Annotated in this window: 17 protein-coding genes, 2 pseudogenes and 1 riboswitch; of the genes and pseudogenes, 13 read left to right on the top strand and 6 right to left on the bottom strand. The window is 37.9% G+C overall.

Annotation, left to right across the window (positions count from 1 at the left end; translation table 11 throughout):
* Window positions 1-162: 162 nt before the first annotated feature.
* Window positions 163-939, bottom strand: a complete 777-nt coding sequence (locus tag COE25_RS10350; RefSeq protein ID WP_098932584.1) for an IclR family transcriptional regulator — start codon at window positions 937-939, stop codon at window positions 163-165.
* 320 nt (window positions 940-1259) lie between these two features.
* On the opposite strand from COE25_RS10350, the gene COE25_RS10345 reads away from it, so the two are divergent.
* Window positions 1260-2702, top strand: a complete 1443-nt coding sequence (locus tag COE25_RS10345; protein WP_098932583.1) for an alkaline phosphatase PhoX — start codon at window positions 1260-1262, stop codon at window positions 2700-2702.
* 139 nt (window positions 2703-2841) lie between these two features.
* Here the strand turns inward: COE25_RS10345 and tatC are convergent, their stop codons facing one another.
* Together tatC and tatA are read right to left on the bottom strand one after the other, a co-directional pair.
* Complete coding sequence (tatC, locus tag COE25_RS10340; protein WP_098932582.1) at window positions 2842-3564, bottom strand: twin-arginine translocase subunit TatC; 723 nt, start codon at window positions 3562-3564, stop codon at window positions 2842-2844.
* A gap of 63 nt (window positions 3565-3627) precedes the next feature.
* Window positions 3628-3825: a twin-arginine translocase TatA/TatE family subunit gene (gene tatA, locus COE25_RS10335; RefSeq protein ID WP_098932581.1), complete on the bottom strand. Its 198-nt coding sequence runs from the start codon at window positions 3823-3825 to the stop codon at window positions 3628-3630.
* Window positions 3826-4208: 383 nt separating this feature from the next.
* On the opposite strand from tatA, the pseudogene COE25_RS32255 reads away from it, so the two are divergent.
* The 7 genes and pseudogenes from COE25_RS32255 to COE25_RS10305 all read left to right on the top strand — a co-directional run bounded on the left by COE25_RS32255 (window position 4209) and on the right by COE25_RS10305 (window position 12537).
* Window positions 4209-4495 (top strand): annotated as a pseudogene (locus COE25_RS32255) (Ger(x)C family spore germination C-terminal domain-containing protein).
* A gap of 600 nt (window positions 4496-5095) precedes the next feature.
* On the top strand, window positions 5096-6841 hold the full coding sequence (gene nagZ, locus COE25_RS10325) for a beta-N-acetylhexosaminidase (RefSeq protein WP_098932579.1): 1746 nt from the start codon (window positions 5096-5098) through the stop codon (window positions 6839-6841).
* A gap of 312 nt (window positions 6842-7153) precedes the next feature.
* A complete protein-coding gene (locus tag COE25_RS10320) occupies window positions 7154-7786 on the top strand; it encodes an FMN-dependent NADH-azoreductase (RefSeq protein ID WP_098932578.1) in 633 nt (210 codons plus the stop codon).
* A 349-nt stretch (window positions 7787-8135) separates the two neighbouring features.
* Window positions 8136-8372, top strand: a complete 237-nt coding sequence (locus tag COE25_RS10315; RefSeq protein ID WP_142292208.1) for a hypothetical protein — start codon at window positions 8136-8138, stop codon at window positions 8370-8372.
* Window positions 8359-8529: a hypothetical protein gene (locus tag COE25_RS30680; protein WP_180247476.1), complete on the top strand. Its 171-nt coding sequence runs from the start codon at window positions 8359-8361 to the stop codon at window positions 8527-8529. Before COE25_RS10315 ends, COE25_RS30680 begins: the two co-directional genes overlap by 14 nt.
* Window positions 8530-9079: 550 nt before the next feature.
* Window positions 9080-11293, top strand: a complete 2214-nt coding sequence (locus COE25_RS10310) for an arylsulfatase (protein WP_098932599.1) — start codon at window positions 9080-9082, stop codon at window positions 11291-11293.
* Between the two features lie 17 nt (window positions 11294-11310).
* Window positions 11311-12537, top strand: coding sequence for an anaerobic sulfatase maturase (locus tag COE25_RS10305; protein ID WP_098932577.1), 1227 nt, complete (start codon window positions 11311-11313; stop codon window positions 12535-12537).
* Between the two features lie 285 nt (window positions 12538-12822).
* Here the strand turns inward: COE25_RS10305 and COE25_RS10300 are convergent, their stop codons facing one another.
* On the bottom strand, window positions 12823-13449 hold the full coding sequence (locus COE25_RS10300; RefSeq protein ID WP_098932598.1) for a hypothetical protein: 627 nt from the start codon (window positions 13447-13449) through the stop codon (window positions 12823-12825).
* Between the two features lie 699 nt (window positions 13450-14148).
* Window positions 14149-14571, bottom strand: a complete 423-nt coding sequence (locus COE25_RS10295) for an organic hydroperoxide resistance protein (RefSeq protein ID WP_098932576.1) — start codon at window positions 14569-14571, stop codon at window positions 14149-14151.
* 179 nt (window positions 14572-14750) lie between these two features.
* On the opposite strand from COE25_RS10295, the gene COE25_RS10290 reads away from it, so the two are divergent.
* The 3 genes and pseudogenes from COE25_RS10290 (at window position 14751) to COE25_RS10280 (ending at window position 16177) form a co-directional block, all read left to right on the top strand.
* Window positions 14751-15191, top strand: a complete 441-nt coding sequence (locus COE25_RS10290) for a MarR family winged helix-turn-helix transcriptional regulator (protein ID WP_088090596.1) — start codon at window positions 14751-14753, stop codon at window positions 15189-15191.
* Window positions 15192-15803: 612 nt separating this feature from the next.
* Window positions 15804-15959 (top strand): annotated as a pseudogene (locus tag COE25_RS10285) (FMN-dependent NADH-azoreductase); the annotation flags it as partial.
* A 32-nt stretch (window positions 15960-15991) separates the two neighbouring features.
* Window positions 15992-16177, top strand: a complete 186-nt coding sequence (locus COE25_RS10280; protein WP_098932575.1) for a VanZ family protein — start codon at window positions 15992-15994, stop codon at window positions 16175-16177.
* A 486-nt stretch (window positions 16178-16663) separates the two neighbouring features.
* Window positions 16664-16749: riboswitch (cyclic di-GMP riboswitch) on the top strand.
* A gap of 644 nt (window positions 16750-17393) precedes the next feature.
* Here the strand turns inward: COE25_RS10280 and COE25_RS10270 are convergent.
* Window positions 17394-18377: an LCP family protein gene (locus COE25_RS10270; protein WP_098932573.1), complete on the bottom strand. Its 984-nt coding sequence runs from the start codon at window positions 18375-18377 to the stop codon at window positions 17394-17396.
* A 337-nt stretch (window positions 18378-18714) separates the two neighbouring features.
* Between COE25_RS10270 and rfbA the strand changes: the two genes are divergently transcribed.
* Window positions 18715-19593, top strand: coding sequence for a glucose-1-phosphate thymidylyltransferase RfbA (gene rfbA / locus COE25_RS10265; protein ID WP_088089912.1), 879 nt, complete (start codon window positions 18715-18717; stop codon window positions 19591-19593).
* Between the two features lie 13 nt (window positions 19594-19606).
* Entirely contained in the window at window positions 19607-20167 is a 561-nt protein-coding gene (gene rfbC, locus COE25_RS10260) for a dTDP-4-dehydrorhamnose 3,5-epimerase (RefSeq protein WP_098932572.1), read from the top strand.
* The last annotated feature ends 1 nt before the right edge of the window (window position 20168 follow it).

Genomic DNA, 20168 nt, shown 5'->3' with positions numbered 1-20168 from the left:
ATACTGTTATCTAATTAGAGATTATAAAGGGCAATTTCTTTATTTTCAATATAAAAATTATAATATTTAAAGTTTTTTGTAAATTTGACATTTTTAAAATGGTTAAATACACACAAAAAAAGCGGGGATTATCCCGCTTTGAGTTTTTTGACTTCTTCCTATTTATTCTTCTTCCTCATTTGATAAAAATCCGAAACTACGGGATATTTCTTTGCTGGTTTGGATGAAAAATTGACTTAGTTCTTCTTCTTCATTACTTGGGATTAACTCGGAAAAACCTACGATCGTTACAGCTCCAAGGAATTTCTTTTTAAAATTAAAGACTGGGAACGAAACGGAGGACACGGATGATACCAGCGGCTCCCTTGCAAAAGCAATTTCTTTCTCCTGAATCAATCTGCGTTCTACTTCCAGTTGGCTAACCTTTTCTGGAGGACTTTGTTGCAATTCCCTCGCTTTCCACTCACGAATCGTTTGCTCATCCATGAAGGCCATAAATACTTTCCCGGCTGAGGAATAAATGGGAAGTATGGTCCCGATCTGAGCTCCAATATTATATCCTCGATTGGTGTTAATATCTTTAACGATCATTGGACCATTATGGGTCCAACTGGAATAAAGGACAGTGCTTGCACTCTTTTCGTTCAGCTCTTGTAAGTAAGGGGTGATCCGATCGATAACGTTTTCGTGATCGACTGCTGCCATTCCGTATTCAATTAACTTACTTCCCAGTACATAGGATCCGGTAGCTTTATCACGATAAAGGATTCCTAATTGTGTAAAGGTATTTAAGTATTTATAAAGATTACTTTTTGTAATCTGTGTTAGATCCTGAATATCGGTAAATTTTAATGGCCTTCCTTGTTGGGCCATTATATCTAGGATACCCATTCCGATTTGTAATGATTGAATGGTCGTTCCTTTTTTGGTGACTTCCATTGTGACCCCTCCTTTAAACCCTCGTTATTATTTCCTATATTAGCATAGCCGTGAATCATATCCCACAGTTATTCATGACCAATGATACGTAGTAAAGAAATACATAATTAGGGGAACTTACTACATAATTTTTGGGACTTTAGACTAAAAAAAGAGGTGGAGGTTTTCACATATTTATAAAGTCGATTTATTTAGGAGTATTTTTACATTTCTTTAATCTTATTTACTTAATCCTTACAAAATTTCCATTAATGCTTAAAGATTGCTAGTTAAACTATAAATAGATAGAAAAGGCATTAATGAGGAGGAATATTTACATTATGGAAAATCAAGTATCTAAAGATGGCATGAATCGACGAGATTTCTTAAAAGCGGGAGGAATGAGCACACTTGCAATTACGCTTGGATCAACCGGAGTGTTAACACTCGGTTCAAAAGCATTTGCGGATACTACCAATAATCCAACCAGCGGTTTTGGTGGGTATGGTCCTTTGGTTCAGGATCCGAATGGAATTCTAGATCTTCCAAAAGGATTCCATTATAAGATTATTTCCGAAGAGGGCGGTCAGCTGACAAACGGCGGAAAAATCCCTGGAGCCTTTGATGGAATGGCAGCTTTTGAAGGACCTAACAATACAACCATTCTTGTTCGTAATCATGAATTGAGTCCAGGTGCAGCAAATCCGGTGATTGGGACCAAGCCTTATGATGCCGCAGCTGCAGGGGGGACAACTGCACTAGTTATTAGCCCCAATCGAAACGTCATCAAAGAATATGTCACCTCTTCAGGTACTATTCGAAATTGTGCAGGAGGAGCGACACCTTGGGGTACGTGGCTGACTTGTGAAGAAACACGTTCGGCGACGCACGGCTATGTATTCGAAGTGGACCCGCAGCAGCCTGAGAATGAAATGTCCAGAACTCCAATTAAGGAAATGGGACGCTTTTCTCATGAAGCCTGTGCGATTGATCCGGCGACAGGATATGTTTACTTGACTGAGGATGCATCTCCAAGTTATTTCTATCGTTTTATCCCAAATGATACCACCCAACAGCCGGGTGCCTTGCAAAAAGGCGGCAAGCTTTATGCGGCAGCGATTGAAGAGGTAGCTGGCCCATCAGCAAGCACATTTAAAACAGGACAAACCTTTAAGATTGTCTGGAAGGAACTAGATCCTCATTTATGCCGTGAGGATGCCAAGGCACAAGGCTGTATTGAATTCAAAAAATTAGAGGGAGCGTTCTTCCAAGCGGGTGTGTTTTGGTTCGATGACAGCTCTGCAGGCGAAAAAAATCTTGGACGCATTTACCGCTATATTCCAGGCACCAATACCTTGGAGCTTTTCTATGAGGCAACAGATGCAAAAGACATGGAATCTCCGGATAACATTGCTATGACTCCATGGGGCGACCTTTGGTTTGTGGAAGATGGAGCAGGTGACGATCGACTTATGGGAATTACACCTGAAGGCAAAATCTATCCTTTTGCTCACAATCGTCTCAATGGATCTGAAATGACAGGGCCTACCTTCTCGCCTAACGGAAACACGCTTTTTGTTAATATTCAAAGCCCAGGCAGAACCTTTGCCATCTGGGGTCCATTTGCCCGCAGTAACTCTGCTCGTGCAAGGGAAATGTCTTACGCTATTCCTTCGAAAAATTTTGCACCACAGGTTTCTAACAAGGTTGCCCAGTTTGCCGAGAGTCAAGGAATGTCGATTCTAGAAGCCGCAGCATTTGAGCGCCACGGCCTGAAGATTTAACCTTTATATGAATCTATACAAAGATGTAAACCGGCCCCGTTGGTTTACATCTTTTCTTTTTGACTTATGTTGGTTGGTTCGTTGATGGTCTATTTCATAAAAAAAAGTCTTAGCACATGGACTAAGACTTCTTTTTCATTTACGCAGCTAGATTCATTTGTAGTTTTCGCCGATACACGACCTTGGATAATAGAACGCTGCATTCATATAGGAAAATCAGGGGGATGATTACCAATATGTCTGATAGAAAATCCGGCGGGGTGATGAAGATTGCGATTAAAATTAGTACAAAATAGGCGTATTTCCGAATCTTTTGCAATCTATATGGGTTCAGCACTCCGACACTTGTTAGGAACATGATAATCACTGGAAGTTCAAATAAAAATCCAAATGGAAGCGTCATATGAATTAAAAACATAAAGTACTTTTCTGTTGTAAAAAAGGTCATAAACATGTCCTCTGACATGGAGAGGAGGAATTGAAATACCGTTGGAAAAATGACAAAATAACCGAAGCAAATTCCGATAATAAATAGAAGGAAAAGTGCTGGAATATATGCCAGCGTTGCCTTACGTTCCGTTTCTTTCAATGCAGGACGGACAAACAGCCAAGTTTGATAGGCGGCCATTGGGATGGTTCCTGCAATGGCCACGACACTTGATAGGATCATATAGACCCATAAAATGTCGCTCGGTCCTAATATGGCCAGCTTCACTTCTAAGTCCTTCACTAGCCAGTGATAAATGTCCTGTACATAGATAAAGGATACAATGAAGAACAGGATAAAAGTTCCTAGTACAAAAATGAGACGTTTACGTAATTCTTCAAAATGACCAATCAGGGCCATATCGTGGTTTTTCATCTGGTCCTCCTTATGAAAAAGAAGATGCAAGCCTCCTTACATCTTCCTAAAAAATGATTTGGATTAAATGGCTTTTTCCTCCTTTTTGAGCTGTGCTTTTGCCGGCTCTTCATCGGAAACTAAATCTCTTGTTGATTTTTTGAATTCCTTTAATGTGGAGCCAACCGCGCGGCCTAATTCCGGTAATTTTGAAGGGCCGAAAATGATTAAGGCGATTACAAGAATAAGAATCAAACCAGGAATCCCAATATTTTGTAGCATTTAAAATTTCCTCCTCTTATTTGGCTGTATACGCAAGAATAAAGTACGTAGTGGACTTTCATCTCCACCTATGATTATAGGTTACTACCATCACTATGTTAATTAAGTGAGTGTAAAGAATTGTAAATAAACTATTAATTGTTTTAATTGCCTGTAAATATGTTCGGAGGCTGACAAAAGGGCTAGCTTTGGTCCTATAATATAGTTTTGGCAATCATGTGTATCGGTGGGTAAGGTGAGCCGTTAGTCTGTTACTGTGAACCCTATCATAAGTAAATGAGGTTTTGGTTTACTGTAAAGATAACATGCTAAAAACTTGCCTATTTTTGATTTAATATAAGTCTTTTAAAAGTTTTAGTTGAACCTTTTCTTTAACGTGCAAAATTGATCTCAAGCTGAATGTTGAGGTCATATGCTATCCTCAAGATTTTAAAAATCCACTTAATATAAAAAAGATAAATCAAGAACTGTCTGATGAATTAACCAAACAAGCGAAGGAAATCACCAATACATTACTACAGGCCAATTGTGATGCGTTGGGAATTGGCCGGCAAATTTCAGCTTTCACCCTCAATTATGGAATAAAATCCATTGGGACGAAGAATATAAAAATGTTCAATTTGAACCGAAAGTAAAGGTAAATATCATAAAAACGGGGAATGTTTTTTAGACTTTAACACTTGTGGGCAATCGAATAATTTAATAAAGTTAATGTACAAAAAACTGCAACCCCTTGGTACAAAAAGGGATTGCAGTTTTTTGTACATAAATTGAGATCCTTAATAGATTTAATCCAGGATGATAAGATCGGTAGTTAATTTGTTCCATTCTTTAAGTTGCAAAACAGTTACATGATGATCCATGGATATATCTCATATCTGAGGAAGAGTGAGTTTTTAGTAAAAAAATTGCCTCTTTAACAGTTATGGTGAACCGTACCAAAAGTTATGAGGTTTTTGAACTCTTAAAAAATAATTAGAGTCCAGGTGTTTGTGTGATTAAATAGAGTTCCTGTTATTTATATTTCTTTAAATAGCACGATTCAATCTCCTTCATTCCCTGGCATTCTATTTCATAAAAGAATTGTTTCTAGATTCATTAAAAAGCTGTATTATACAAAGGTATGAATCATATTTGTATGTTACAGCACTATTTTTGGTCATTAAGTTATTAACACACTATTTAGGTATAATGGATAAACAAGACATGGTGTAAGCACTAGTAAGAAAATTATGGCAATTTCGCCAAGGAAAGGATAAGGAATCATTATATGTCAAAACGTAATAATCCCATCGTAAAACCACTTATTTTGTCAATCCTTTCTTTCCTTATTATTCTAGTTGTTGTTATTTATGCTTTTGATAAAGACAGGGGTGTGAAACAGTCAACAAATGTAAACTCTAAACCACCCCAAACCTCAACCGATGGTCCAACAGAATCAGTTGAAGACAAAAATGAGCAACTACATGCCTATAGTAGGGAAATCTTTTCACTTTCAAAAGAAGGAAAGGTGGTCAACATCCCTTTCATTTCAGGTAAGACAAAGATTAAGGCAGTACATAATGAATGGGGAAAACCGAACCAAACAACGGAAACGGCAAGTGGAAGATACGAAGAATATGAGGATCGAAATGTCGTCATAGGCTATCTGGGTGAAGTTGTCTCGGATATCAGGTCATATGATCCTGAATTACAAAAAATCCCGCAAAGTGAAATCAAACTGACGTGCGGAAAACCAGATGAGATTAGGTCCTACAAAGATGATACTCATGACCAAATTATTCTTGTATTTCAGGTTACCCCTTTAACAGAGTTAAAGTGGATCTTACCAAAACCAACCGATCAGGAGCCGAATCCAAAAGTGGACCATATTTCAGTCTATACACAAGTAAAAAATCAAGCGAGTCAACCCAACCAACAAAAGAGCATATCGGACATGATATCAGGTATGAGTTTAGATGAGAAAATTGGGCAAATGATCATCGCAGGTATTTCCGGCACAACCATGGATACAAATACAAAAAAATTACTAACGAAATACAAGGTTGGCGGTATAATTTTTTACCAGAACAATTTAGTAAACCCAACGCAAGCAGTTCAGTTTGTGAATCAAATGAAATCTGAAAGTGATCCGAATTTGCCGCTTCTATTAGGAGTGGATCAAGAAGGCGGCCGTGTAACCAGGCTTCCCGGCGGTTTGGTTAATTTTCCAACAAATAAAGAAATTGGTTCCATTAATAATTCTCAGTTTTCCTATAATGTCGGGACGATTATAGGGAAGGAGTTAAAAGGATTTGGTTTCAATCTTGATTTTGCTCCTGTTCTTGACATCAACAGTAATCCCAAAAACCCGGTTATCGGGGATCGATCATTCGGGAATAATCCGGAAGTTGTTAGTAAGCTTGGTATTCAAACCTTTAAAGGTATACAGTCGCAAAAAATTATCCCAACCATTAAGCATTTTCCGGGTCATGGAGATACGTCTGTTGATTCCCATCTGGAGCTGCCAATTGTCAATAAAAGCCTTGCACAACTAAAAGAATTCGAATTAATCCCGTTTGAGCAGGCAATCAATAGCGGGGCTGATGTGGTGATGGTTGCCCATATCTTACTGCCCAAACTGGATGCTGCTTTTCCATCTTCCATGTCCAAAAATATCATAACAGGGATCTTGAGAGAACAGCTGGACTATAGCGGTGTTGTCATAACGGATGACATGACCATGGAGGCGATTATTGACCATTATTCGATTGGCAAGGCTTCCGTTGAATCAGTCAAGGCTGGCAGCGATATTATTTTAGTGGGACATGATTATAACAAAATAGTGGAAACCATTTCTTCTTTAAAGACCGCTGTCCAAAAAGGGGAAATTTCTGAACAAAGAATCAATGTTAGTGTCACTAGAATTTTGAAGTTAAAAAAGAAATATGGAATAAATAATGCGAAAGTGAAAAATGTGAATATAGAGGAACTAAACCAATCGATAAATAAACTCTTGGATGAGTATTCAAAATAATTGTTAGTATATTTCAACCAGGTAACTAAAACATTCCTTATTAGAGCATGGACCAGTTTATCTGGTCCTTTTAGCTATAACCGCTTTATATCGTGCCAATGACCACAGGAAAAAGGAGTCAGTGGTAACGATTAATGAATCAACCCACAAATCAGTTAGTTTTTTTATAAAAGCAAAAAATGGCTCTAATAAAGGGCATGGCGAAATTTTCCTCCCTTGTCAGTGCATTTCGTTTGCCGAAAGCTCGCAATTAATATATTATAAATTCGAGATACTTACATTAAATGTATTACAAAAGGAGAGTTTGAATAGATGAATATATTAGTAGTGAAAGCAAACAACCGTCCAGCTTCTGAAGCTGTTTCTAGTAAAATGTATGAAACTTTCATGGAGAACTTAGAGGGCGTAAATGTAACAACTTACGATGTTTTTGCAGAAGATATGCCTTACTTTGGTCAAGATTTATTCAACGCGTTCGGTAAATTACAATCAGGCGAAGAGATGACAGATGTCGAACAACGTATTTTAGCTGCTAAACAAAAAGCAATGGATGCCTTAACTGCCGCAGACGTAGTGGTATTTGCCTTCCCGCTTTGGAATTTAACGATCCCTGCTAAATTACAAACGTTTATCGACTATGTATACGCAGCTGGTTTCGCATTTAAATACAGTGAAACTGGACAATTAATTAGCTTAATGACTGACAAAAAAGCCGTTATCCTAAGTGCTCGCGGAGGCATTTACTCAACGCCTGAAGCTGCACCAATGGAAATGGCTGCAACTTATGTGAAAAATGTTTTTGGAGGAGTATTTGGTATGGAGATCGTTGATGAAGTGGTTATCGAAGGTCATAATGCGATGCCAGATCAAGCTGAAACGATTATTGCTGAAGGTTTAGCAAAAGTGGCAGAGGTAGCTAAGAGTTTTTCCGCTGTGACTGCCTAAGTCTGAGAAATAGATTAGATTATTGTAGCAAAATGCCCTGGCGAGTATACCACTCCCAGGGCATTTTACATAACTCAGATCCAGAAGTTACAGAACCAAGGTAATTCTCTACGTAAAAAAGAGGTAAAACAACTTTATCCTGATTTAATGCGAAGTGCTTTGTATTACTACCCAAGTTGGCAACATGCCATAGAAGAAAATAAAGTAGGTTAGAATATCTAATTCCATCAAGACAATAGATTAACATGAACGAACACGCTGTAAAGGCGTGTTATTTTTTTGATTCCATGTGTACATAAAATTAAAAAGCTCTTTCCATTTTATCGGAAAGAGCCTTTTTGCAGTTAAGGTGCAAAAAAATAAGGATAGTGCCAAGAAATTTGGCAAATTGTTTTCAAAAAAAGTTAGTAAAGATGCCTTAAAGCTGCATGGGATAAACCGGCAATTTAATGAAGCGTCATTACTAGAATTAGTCGGCTTTTACAATCTTTATCGAGATGAATTCGATAAATGGGACTTACTATACGCTAATGAAGCTAATCAATATGTATTTTTGGCAGGTTGGTTTTTTGATGGATACTGTTGATGTAAGTAATATTGAACTAGTAAAAATTAAGGAATTTGCTGCTCCATTTTCTAACATTAGAGGTAGGCAATACAATAATGGAGGATTAGTTATGCAAAAATTTATTAAAAATCCAGGATTAACGGATAGAATTCGAGAGTTTATTATTAGTGATTAAAACAAGCCAAAGAAGAGGGAATTACTTCAATTAAAATCATGTCTCCATTTTGCTCCGTAACACACTTTTAGAGAAGAAAGAAGCCAAGGAGTTCAAAATGATTGATTGGTTGTATGGCTGTAAAAAACTTTCAGCTAAAATTTGATTGGTTGTATAGGAGGGGCACCATCCTTGTTGGGGATATTGTTGTGCCCGTCATAGAGGAAAGAATTCGGATAGGGTAATTATTGGGAATTACTACATAATTAGGGGAACTTACTACATAATTTTTGGGACATACGAAAAGATTGCGGTCACTTACTACATATTCTACGAAACGTATGACATTCGCTGGGTATCAACTGGAAATTATTTTGGGAATCTAATGGTCTAGGGGGGGTTCGGATTAATTGAGGTGAACCGTATCATAAGTATATGAGGTTTTTTTAAGGAGCCGGAAAAGGCTTCTTTTTATAAGTGTTTTTTCATATAAAAATTGTCCCTTTAATATAGTACTTAATATATACTTGTCGATTTTTTGGTAGTCCTTGAATGTTGCAGTATGAAGGAGATGAGGAGATTGCCAGAGAGCTCCGATAAGAAATCTGATCTTAATGTCATCTATATCGTTCTGGATGACGTGGGTTATTCAGCATTAGGCTGTTATGGTTCAGAGATTGAAACACCTAATATTAATTCATTAGCAGAGAACGGTCTTAGGTACAATAACTTTAATGTAACCCCTTTGTGTTCACCTACCCGTGCTTGTCTACTAACAGGCCGTAACTGCCACTCGGTGGGGGTGGGAATCATAGCGGATATAGATTGGGGGCCTCAATATCCCAATAAACGAGGAAGAATTTCAAACTCGGCTGCCACCCTGGCTGAAATTTTAAAGTGGAATGGGATGGCTACTTATATGGTTGGAAAGTGGCATCTGGTTCCAGGTCATGAAGCTGCATCGAGCGGGCCATTTGAAAACTGGCCGCTCTCAAAAGGCTTTGAGCGGTATTATGGCTTTTTAATAGCGAGGACGGATCAATATGCGCCAGATTTAGTTTTTGATAATCATCGTGTAGGCAAACCTGATAAATCTAATTACCATTTATCAGAGGACCTGGTTGATAAGTCGCTCGAATTTTTGACGGATCATCTCTCTGTTACACCTGACCGTCCCTTCTTTCTTTACTTAGCCTTCGGGGCCACACATGAGCCCCATCAGGTACCAAAGGAATTTATCGAAAAATATGAAGGGGTATACGATAAAGGTTGGGATCAAATCAGGGAAGAGAGATTCAACGTGCAAAAGCAAATGGGAATCATCCCACCGTTCACCGAACTCGTGGAACGTAATCCAGGAATTAAGCCATGGGACGAACTGACAAAGAAAGAAAAATTATTGTTTACCAAATTCCAACAGACGTATGCTGGATTTCTTACTCACACAGACAAGCAAATAGGGAGATTACTCGATTTCTTAAACTCAAAAAACAAGATGGGTGATACCATTATTGTGTTACTTTCTGATAATGGAGGAAGCCAGGAAGGAGGCTGGAACGGTTCTATTAACGATTCTGCCTATTTCAATGGGATTGAGGAAAGTGTAGAACAGATGTTTACTCATGTAAAAGAAATAGGAGGTCCGTTCACAAGCCCCAATTATCCTAAAGGTTGGGCGCAGGTTAGTAATACACCTTTTAAATATTATAAGCAGAATACGTTTTATGGAGGGACTCATGTTCCCCTGATCATCCAATGCCCTCAAAGTATTCTAGATCCTGGTTCCATTCGTTCACAATTTTATCATGCGATTGATATTACTCCTACTATACTAGAACTCCTAAACATTGAAGCACCTAAATTATACAAAGGTGTTCCACAAATGCCGCTTCATGGTGTGAGTATGTTGGATACATTTACAGAACCGCTTGCCCCATCAAAGAGAAAAACTCAGTACTTTGAAATGCTCGGACACCGTGCTATTTGGCAGGATGGATGGGTGGCTGTTACCTATCATAAAAGAGGTGTCCCTTTCCAGGAGGATCAATGGGAGTTATACCATGTAAACCAGGATTTTTCCCAAAAGTATAATTTAGCAAATAAGTATCCAGATAAATTAAAGGAGCTTCAAGCAATTTGGTGGGAAGAAGCGAAGAAGTACGGTGTTCTTCCTTTAAATGACAATCTGTTTATAAAAGGTTATTACGGCTTGCAGGAGGGAAGAACAACGTTCACATTCTATCCTGGAATGGCTCATTTGCCATCAACTGCTGCTCCACAACTAACCCTTTCTTCTTATTCCATCACCATTCCCATCTTTCGTTCCACTCCTTCAGATGAAGGAGTGTTACTTGCTCATGGAAATCATTCAAGCGGCTATACATTATATATAAAAGATAACTACCTATTCTATGAATATAATTATGTTGGCTCCGTCTATAAGATTCAATCGTCCGTACAAGTACCTACTGGGTCTTCGACTGTAAGATTTGATTTTAAACGAGGTCAAGAAACGAGTGGAACGGGTAAGCTTTCTATCAATGGACTGCAAGTTGGCACACGTTACATGCCTCGTACATTACCATTTCTTATTTCTATTGAGGGAATGGATATAGGCCGGGATCGATTAACTTCTGTGAGCGCTAACTACCCAGTTCCGGAATTTCCGTTTACCGGGCAAATACAGAAAGCGGTTATTGAACTGTATAATGACCCGATGTTTTTTAAAAAGAAAAAAAGAGATCCAATCTCCATTAATATAAATGGTTCAATTTCTTATCTTTAGAGAAAGGAGGTAGACAATTGGGGAGTTTTCACATTCTTGCTAAGCCAACAGGTCCAATCTGTAACCTTGATTGCAAATACTGTTTTTACACAGAAAAGGAAGTGTATTATCCGAAAAATCATTCATTCCGAATGCCTGATGATGTTCTAGAGTCGTATATTAAACAATATATTGACTCACAGGATACACGGGAAATTATCTTTGCCTGGCAAGGAGGGGAGCCAACATTAATTGGCTTAGATTTCTTTCTAAAAGCCGTTGCGCTGCAAAAAAAGTATGCTAACGGGAAGCGAATCACTAATACGATTCAAACAAATGGAACATTATTAAATGATCGCTGGTGTGAATTCTTTTCGACCGAACGTTTTCTGGTAGGTATAAGCTTGGATGGACCCGAGCCTATTCATGATAAGTACCGGATTGACCGTGGGGGAAAACCTACGTTTGAATTGGTCATGAAGGGCATATCTCTGTTAAAGAAACATCACGTCGAGTTTAACGTCCTAGCCTGCGTCACGAGACATTCCGCTTATAAAGCTCTGGAAGTATATCATTTTTTTAAGCAGCAAGAAATTAAATATATACAGTTTATCCCTATTGTAGAAAGGGAAGTGAATGAAGGAGCGGCAGAGCTGTCTCTAAGCCATGCGACTCCGCCTTCTTTTTTAGTAGAAGAAGCACAACAAACAGTCACTCCTTGGACGGTAGAACCTGAAATGTATGGAGACTTCCTCATTCAAATATTTAATGAGTGGGTTCTGAAGGACGCAGGTTCCGTTTTTGTCATGAATTTTGAATGGGCGTTAGCTTCTTGGATCGGGATTCCGTCACCAATTTGTATTTTTGCAGAAGAGTGTGGCCGAGCAGTAGCGATGGAACACAATGGGGAACTGTTTTCCTGTGATCATTACGTGTATCCTGAATATCGATTAGGAAATATTACTGACGGCTTATTAAATAGTATAAATCATCCAGCGCAGCTTGCCTTTGGCCGAAAGAAAAGGGACACACTTCCCTCCGTGTGTAGAAGCTGCCAAGTTCGATTTGCTTGTCAGGGGGAATGTCCTAAACATAGATTTCTCATTTCAGATCAAAATGAACCAGGATTAAATTATTTATGCGCATCCTATAAAAAATATTTTACACATATTACTCCGTACATGAAAATAATGAAGCAACTGCTACAAGATCGATTGCCTGCTTCCTATATTAAAGAAATACTTATGAACCAAGGTGGTTTATAAAAATCTAAAAAAGGGTTTTTATACCTCATTTTGATTAGTCAGGGTGAACCTTATCATAAGTAAGCACAGATTTACTTTTAGTGAAAGTTTTAAAGAACTATTCACTGTTCTTGACACTTCTTTCAACTGGTGAATAGCTTTCATTAAAGGCTGTTTTTTAATGAAGTAAATCTTTTTGTTTTTGGTAACCAAATGGAAATATTTGATTTTATGTAAATAAGTCGAAAATATATAAGGTGAACAAAGCTTTGTATAATTTCGACTTGATGCTAAAATACCAGTTTATCATTCACATCTGTACTTGAACTTAGGCTCTGTCTGAATATAAAAAGCATTTCTTACTTGTGCACTCCAATTTTCAAAGGCTGATCTCCATTCAGCAGTGCTAAAGAATTGATCAACAGTTTGAGTTTCAGAATGCCAAACTATAAAGAGGTTAAGTGGGGCAATTCCGCCTGCCCAAATTCCATTATTTGCGTCAGTATCTTCTTCCCTTACTAATAATAAGGGTAGACCAAATTGAAAAGCCATAGAAGGTTCTACTTGTGAATAAACTGATCCTACCCAGACTGGAGTGGACGGTGGAAGGGGTCCTGCATTGACGTCAACTGTTTCAATTTTAAAACGACGAAGGTTTACAGCCAACATTCCATAGCTTGATGAAACTAACCGACGAATATCAGTTAAAATGGATTCGGGATAACTTTCGCTTAAAGGTAATGTACGCGGAAAAAGCAAAGCATTCTCAATCTCTAAAATTAGACGGTTTAGAAACCGTTGTTGGTTGTCATTTAAATGAGTTGTCGTACTTAAAAATATGGGAATACGATAAGCACGGTCAATACATTCTTGGTGTGCCGATTCTATTTTTGCTATATCTTTACGTAAAGAGCTTTGCTCATTATTACTCACTTTCTCTTCATCCTTGCGTGAAGAGCTATCCTTTTTTTTGCTCACTTTCTCACCTCCTTTTTTATTACTATATGGAAAAGGAATAAGTGAGCTTGGACTTAACACCTAGATTCCATAATATAGGGGCTTAATAGAAAGAATATAAATATTTTTTTCATTTGAATAATTTTACTGAAGCAGGAAATAAGTAATTATCATTAGCTATCCAAAATAAGCTTTTTGAATGAAGGCAATGTTGAGGAAAAAATATAACCCACAACAAGATTGTGGGAAAATGCTATATAGATATGAATACTTTGTGTTCAAAATTAACCATGTTATTATGTTTTGTTCGGTGAAACTTATCATAAGTAAATGAGGTTTTTTATCGTATTGAGGGTGGCTTATGGCCTGGCTGGGTTGGATAGAAGGGTTCACCATAGCGTTGCAGGGCGTTGACAGTTTGGATAATAGTAGATTTTATTAACGAATTTCGACCCAACATGTTCAAAATTCTGTGTAAGCCCTGCCTCTGGATACCGTCATTTTCCGGAACAACCCGACCTTCATTTTCTATTTTGCATCTACATATACCGGGCTTTTTTGAAAGCAGATGGGTAAAGTGAACAAAAGAAAGAGGCTTACTCCTTGTTTTTAGGAGAGTTAGCCTCTTTTTATTTGATAATAAATCCACTTTAGGACGTTACTTGAAGGAAAAATTTAAATTACACTCATCATTAATTTTACATCGATATTCTCTTTTGTTGCTTTAGAGTAAGGACAAACACCATGAGCTTTCTTTACTAATTCCTCAGCCTCTGCGAATGATACCCCTTTTATTGACACGTTTATGACCGCAGCTAATTTGAATTCGCCATCATGATCTTTTCCAAGTGAAACTTCCGCAGTAACTTTAGAGTCAATTCGTTTTCTCTCTTGTCTTGCGACCAAATTTAACGCACTATCGAAGCAAGCTGCATAGCCAGCAGCGAATAATTGTTCAGGATTTGTTGCATTTTCTTTTCCTTGACCGCCTAGTGATTTCGGCATTGATAGTGCTAAATTTAAGGTTCCATCACTACTTGTTACTTTCCCAGCTCTACCACCCTCTGCTGTAGCACTTGCAGTGTACAATGTTTCCATAAAAAATCACTCCAAAATATAGTTTTATAAAATTAAGTTGCGCACAATTTAATTTATAAAACTATATTAGCAATAAAATAATCTGCAGTCAACAATTAAATTGTGTAAAATTAATTTGTGGTTTAAATAACTGTTTGATGTATTATAATGGTACTGATGATAGAAGAAAGGACAAAAAAATGGACAACAATAAATTAAAGCTAGAGAACCAAATTTGTTTTAAGATTTATTCAGCAGAACGTGAAATCACTAAATTATACAGAAGTTTATTAGAAGAGTTGGATGTCACATATCCTCAATACTTAGTAATGTTAGTACTATGGGAGGAAAAATCGGTGACTGTTAAAGAGCTTGGGCAAAAGTTATTTTTAGATTCGGGAACATTATCTCCTATGCTGAAACGAATGGAAGGGAATGGTCTCATTGAACGCCGGAGATCATTACAGGATGAAAGAACAGTTATCATTTCATTGACTAAAAAAGGCGAAGACTTGAAGGACAAAGCTCAATGTATTCCGTCTCAATTGCTAGAAAATCTGTCTTTGGACTTGGTGGAATTAAATCATTTAAACCAAACGCTATCAACCATTTTAACCAGAATACAACAGATTAACAGTTGAAAGTAGTAGTTTTGCATGATTGAGGAAGATATGAAATTGACAGTGGTCAAATTAAAAATGGCAGTTAGGAAATAATAAATTAAAAAACATCAATTTACGAGACGTAATCACTTCTTTTATAACCCCTCTATAGAAAAGTCAAAAAGACCTTTTGAAAGCAGCTTAAAAGGTCTTCTTCTATATACCTACTAAAGAATGGAGTAATATACGCCTCAATCAAAGCGATACGATGATCAGAGGAATACACTTGAAGTGAAAAAGCCAGGAGTGGAGAGGACTGAGGCTACTTTAAACCAAACGTTTGTGTAGTGGGGAAAAGGTGGGAAATATGTGGGGAGAAATTAATTGTGCCCGTGACCAAGGAAAAGAGGAGTCGGCGGTAACAAATAGAGCATAATCGTGCCCATGATCTTAATAAAAGAGGTAATGAATAATGAATCGACCACGACGTCAGTTAGTTTTTTTATAAAAATCAAAAAAAGACTCTAATAAAAGTGCACGGAGAAATTTTCCTCCTTTGTCAGTACCTTTTGTTTACCGAAAACTCGTATTTAATATATTATTAATTCGAGATACTTATATCAAGATATCACAAAAGGAGAGTTTATATAGATGAATATATTAGTAGTGAAAGCAAATAACCTTCCAGCTTCTGAAGCTGTTTCTAGTAAAATGTATGAAACTTTCATAGAGAACTTAGAGGGCGTAAATGTAACAACTTATGATACTTTTGCCGAAGATATGCCTTACTTACAGAATTTGTTTGATGTTTCGCTTTTACTGGAAAAAAAGGATTCAAAATGATAATGGGGATCTGTGTCCTTTTTGCGGTCTCTGATGAATTCCATCAGTTATTTGTAGCGGGCAGAGGGGCTCAGGTCAAAGATGTTTTCAATGATAGTGCGGGAGCGATGATGGGCATAGTGATTTTTAGGATAGCCAATCGATTTTTATCAAAAAAAAAGCGTAAAACACTTATGAGATAAGGATTTTATGCTTTTTTTTAGATGATACTGTTGCCGGTCCAGCCTATTAGAAAATAAAATGAGTGATTACTTTGATCCAACCGAAAAACGCAATCCATAACGGAACACTTAGTGATGTACCCCAAATTAATCCAATTAATAGATTTCCCTGCTTGTCCATGAAATCCACTCCTATGATCGACATAGATAAACATTTATGGTTTTTGAGTTTTATTGATAACGCTTTCAATAGTTGAGATCTCAAATAGGCCTTCCCCTACTAAGGGGTGTTAAGTCTTCAGATTGTTTCCTTTATGATACCCAAACACTGTTAGGGAAAAACGTAGAAATGTGCGAAAATTGAAAAAATATTTCGACAATAAATGTGGTGAAGTGCGAATGGATGTAAGACTGTCGTTGCGTCACTTTATTATCATATTAAATAGGTTAATAGGGCTATTTAATCCATAGTAATCGATGGTATAATATGAAAATAAACACATAGTTCGTACGAAAGGGCACTCCCATTGAAAGATGGTGTCGCAAAACTAGAGGGGCTAAGGTTGTCATAACTATGCTAGCCAGTTACCGAATATGATCGAACACCTTACTACGAATTTTGAAACATACTCTAGGAGGTAATACTATGTTTATATTTATTGCAGGTTTATTTGTTGGATCGTTCTCTATGCTTGTGATTATGAGTCTGATGGTTGCCGCGAAAAGAGGAGACCAGTTAATCGAAACACATCAATAATATGAAAGCGTTTTCTAAAACAATCCCGTCTTTTTAGGGGTTGTTTTTTTATTTTTAGGTAAGGCGATCAGAGATTCAATCACATTTTCGTCACCTAGTAGCCCTACGTGACTGTATTCAAAATTTTAGGACGTTTTGGGTAACGTAGAACCCCTCTACGTGACTGTGCTCAAGAAATTCCAACGTTTTGGGTAACGTAGAGCCACTCTACGTGACTGAACTCAAGAAATTCCAAGGTTTTGGGTAACGTAGAACCCCTCTACGTGACTGTGCTCAATAAATTCCAACGTTTTGGGTAACGTAGAACCCCTCTACGTGACTGAACTCAATAAATTCCAACGTTCTGGGTAACGTAGAGCCACTTAACGTGACTGACTTCTTTGCCAAAGTCTATTTTTAAAGGGTCACCTCTCCACTCTAAAGCAAAAAAAGCCGAATGATGTTTTTTCATCATTCGGCTTAAAAGTGTTACCATTCTATTTAAAAGTTCTGAGCTACTAGATCTTTGACTTTATCCTGATCAATCACTAATTGGTAGTTATTTGCTTTTAAGATATCATCGTACATTCTTTTTCCTTCACCGGGAATTTGGTGGTATTCCAACTGGGTGTTGGGGTCGAAATCTTTCGCTGCTAGTCCAAGGCTTAACATATCTTGTGTAGACATATTGGTCGCAATTACAAAGTCCGGAATGGATTTCACTAAAGAAGGCAAGTTGGTGATATTATTTGGACTTAAGGCTTTCTTTGCAATTCCTTTTAGTGCTTCTTCTTGTAACTTTTGACGACCATATTCGCCACTTGCGAGGGAATAGCGCTCGTGTACAACCTCAGCCACCATTTTTCCATCAAAGGAATGGGTTCCTGCACTTATCACTTTATTCTTGTTTTCACCATACCAAGGATGTGTTAATTTCACATCAAATGGTACGCTCATCTCAATGCCATCGACGGCATCCACCATTGCTTGAAAGCCGCCATAATTGGTTTCGACATAGTAATTGATCGGAGTCCCCGTTAACTCAGCGACCGCATTGACTGCTGCTTCTACCCCTTTTTTGGCGCCTTTTGTGGCCTGCATAATATATTGAACACTTGTTAGTTTGGTATAGCCGTACCCATCTAAATGAACGCGGGTATCACGTGGAATGCTAACCGCATCATATTGATGTTTTGTTAAATCAACATGGACCAACATCATCGAATCCGAGTGACCCACATTTTGTCCTTTTCGTTCATCGGACCCGATCAATAACAGGTTAAAAACGGGTTCTTTTACCTCGACAGATTCACTTGTTGATGTGGTATCGCCCGTTTTTCCTGAACTTACCACAGGCACCGTGGAAAAATGATTTGTCGGCTGTATCTTATAGTATTCATATCCAAGGCCCGCAACGATGAGTAAAATAATCCCCAAAATGCTAAAGCCGGCAATCTTCCATTTACTTTTATTCTTCTTTTTCATAATTTCCTCCGATGGATTAGCAAAATCAATTCTATTAATTTTACAGTTTTTGAATCATCTATTCAATCATAATTTATGGGAAATCATTGGCAATCATGTGTCATCGATTCAATCATTCTAAGATTCCCAGTAATCCTAAAAATAAGCTCGATTGCCAACGTAGGAATCGGGCTTTTTATTTTTACCAGCGTTATCTAAAACATCGAACATTTCTGTTCGAATGTAGCGGTGGAATATTTCGTGAACTACAAAATAAGCATATATACATAAAGGAATGACACCCGATAGGCAGCCCAAACCAAAATTCCTTCCATAACGACCCGGAATGGAGGTTACGATGAAAGCTATTATTCTAGCAGGTGGAAGCGGGACACGTTTATATCCGTTAACGATGGTCACCAGTAAACAATTATTACCCATTTACGATAAGCCGATGGTCTATTATCCGCTTTCCACCTTAATGCTTGCAGGGATTCGTGATATTTTGATTATTTCAACTCCAGAGGATACCCCGCGTTTCGAGGCGCTGCTCGGAGATGGATCACAGTTTGGAATACATCTAGAATATAAAATCCAGTCGAGCCCAGATGGATTAGCCCAGGCTTTTTTAATTGGGGAAGAGTTTATTGGCGATGATTCCGTCGCGATGATTTTAGGAGACAATATTTTCTACGGCAGTGGGATGCGAAAAATTCTCCAACGTGCGGCCCAAAAGGAGAGTGGGGCAACCATTTTTGGTTACCATGTGCAAAATCCAGAGCGTTTTGGTGTAGTGGAATTTAATGAAAATGGAAAAGTATTAAGCGTCGAAGAAAAACCTCAGGTACCAAAATCAAATTATGCGATCACGGGATTGTACTTTTACGACAATCGAATTGTGGATATTGCCAAAAGTGTCAGACCATCGGCACGAGGTGAGTTAGAGATTACCACTGTAATCGATCGATATTTACGGATGGGAGAACTCGAGGTTGAGTTGCTTGGACGAGGTTTTACGTGGATGGATACGGGAACACATCAAAGTTTAGTGGAAGCCACTAATTTTGTAAAAACAATTGAGGATCATCAAGGAATTAAAATCGCGGCACCCGAGGAAATCGCCTATATTAATGGCTGGATTGATATTGATAGATTAATTGAATCAGGTGAGAAATTCTCCAAGACAGGATATGGTCAATATTTATTAAAAGTAGCCAATGGCAGCATCAAGTATTAAAAGAGGTGATAGGTTGAATGTGATTGAGACTTCCCTGCCAGGGGTAATGTTTATCGAGCCAAAACTAATTGGCGATCATCGCGGTTGGTTTATGGAGACTTATAGCGAGGCAAGGCTTCAGGAAGCAGGAATCGATGTGAAGTTTGTTCAAGATAACCAATCATTCTCGGCAGCCAAAGGGACCTTACGGGGATTGCATTATCAATTAAATCCAAAAGCGCAAACCAAGCTCGTTCGCTGTACCAAAGGGTCGATATTTGATGTCGCCGTCGATCTTCGTAAAGGCAGCCACACGTTTGGAAAGTGGTTTGGAATCGAGTTAAATGTGGAAAATAAACGTCAATTATTGATTCCTAAGGGGTTTGCACACGGATTCTTGACGTTGACCGATGATGTAGAAGTTCAATATAAAGTAGACCACTTATACGCACCTGAATGTGACCGGGGCATCAGCTGGAATGATCCAACCATTGGGATTGAATGGCCAGTTGAGATGACTCCGATATTATCAACAAAAGATGAAATGGCTCCATTCCTAACAGATGCGGAAAATAATTTTAACTTTGGAGAATAAA

The organism is Bacillus sp. AFS031507, from assembly GCF_002584635.1.
Lineage (GTDB): Bacteria > Bacillota > Bacilli > Bacillales > Cytobacillaceae > Neobacillus.
Note: the sequence above shows the minus strand (reverse complement) of the source record. Positions and strands in the feature narration are given on the sequence as shown.

What these genes read in the sequence shown, in the direction of transcription:
- COE25_RS10350 (WP_098932584.1), bottom strand. Translation starts at nt 939, where the DNA reads ATGGAAGTCACCAAAAAAGGAACGACCATTCAATCATTACAAATCGGA.
- COE25_RS10345 (WP_098932583.1), top strand. Translation starts at nt 1,260, where the DNA reads ATGGAAAATCAAGTATCTAAAGATGGCATGAATCGACGAGATTTCTTA.
- tatC (WP_098932582.1), bottom strand. Translation starts at nt 3,564, where the DNA reads ATGAAAAACCACGATATGGCCCTGATTGGTCATTTTGAAGAATTACGT.
- tatA (WP_098932581.1), bottom strand. Translation starts at nt 3,825, where the DNA reads ATGCTACAAAATATTGGGATTCCTGGTTTGATTCTTATTCTTGTAATC.
- nagZ (WP_098932579.1), top strand. Translation starts at nt 5,096, where the DNA reads ATGTCAAAACGTAATAATCCCATCGTAAAACCACTTATTTTGTCAATC.
- COE25_RS10320 (WP_098932578.1), top strand. Translation starts at nt 7,154, where the DNA reads ATGAATATATTAGTAGTGAAAGCAAACAACCGTCCAGCTTCTGAAGCT.
- COE25_RS30680 (WP_180247476.1), top strand. Translation starts at nt 8,359, where the DNA reads ATGGATACTGTTGATGTAAGTAATATTGAACTAGTAAAAATTAAGGAA.
- COE25_RS10310 (WP_098932599.1), top strand. Translation starts at nt 9,080, where the DNA reads ATGAGGAGATTGCCAGAGAGCTCCGATAAGAAATCTGATCTTAATGTC.
- COE25_RS10295 (WP_098932576.1), bottom strand. Translation starts at nt 14,571, where the DNA reads ATGGAAACATTGTACACTGCAAGTGCTACAGCAGAGGGTGGTAGAGCT.
- COE25_RS10290 (WP_088090596.1), top strand. Translation starts at nt 14,751, where the DNA reads ATGGACAACAATAAATTAAAGCTAGAGAACCAAATTTGTTTTAAGATT.
- COE25_RS10280 (WP_098932575.1), top strand. Translation starts at nt 15,992, where the DNA reads ATGATAATGGGGATCTGTGTCCTTTTTGCGGTCTCTGATGAATTCCAT.
- COE25_RS10270 (WP_098932573.1), bottom strand. Translation starts at nt 18,377, where the DNA reads ATGAAAAAGAAGAATAAAAGTAAATGGAAGATTGCCGGCTTTAGCATT.
- rfbA (WP_088089912.1), top strand. Translation starts at nt 18,715, where the DNA reads ATGAAAGCTATTATTCTAGCAGGTGGAAGCGGGACACGTTTATATCCG.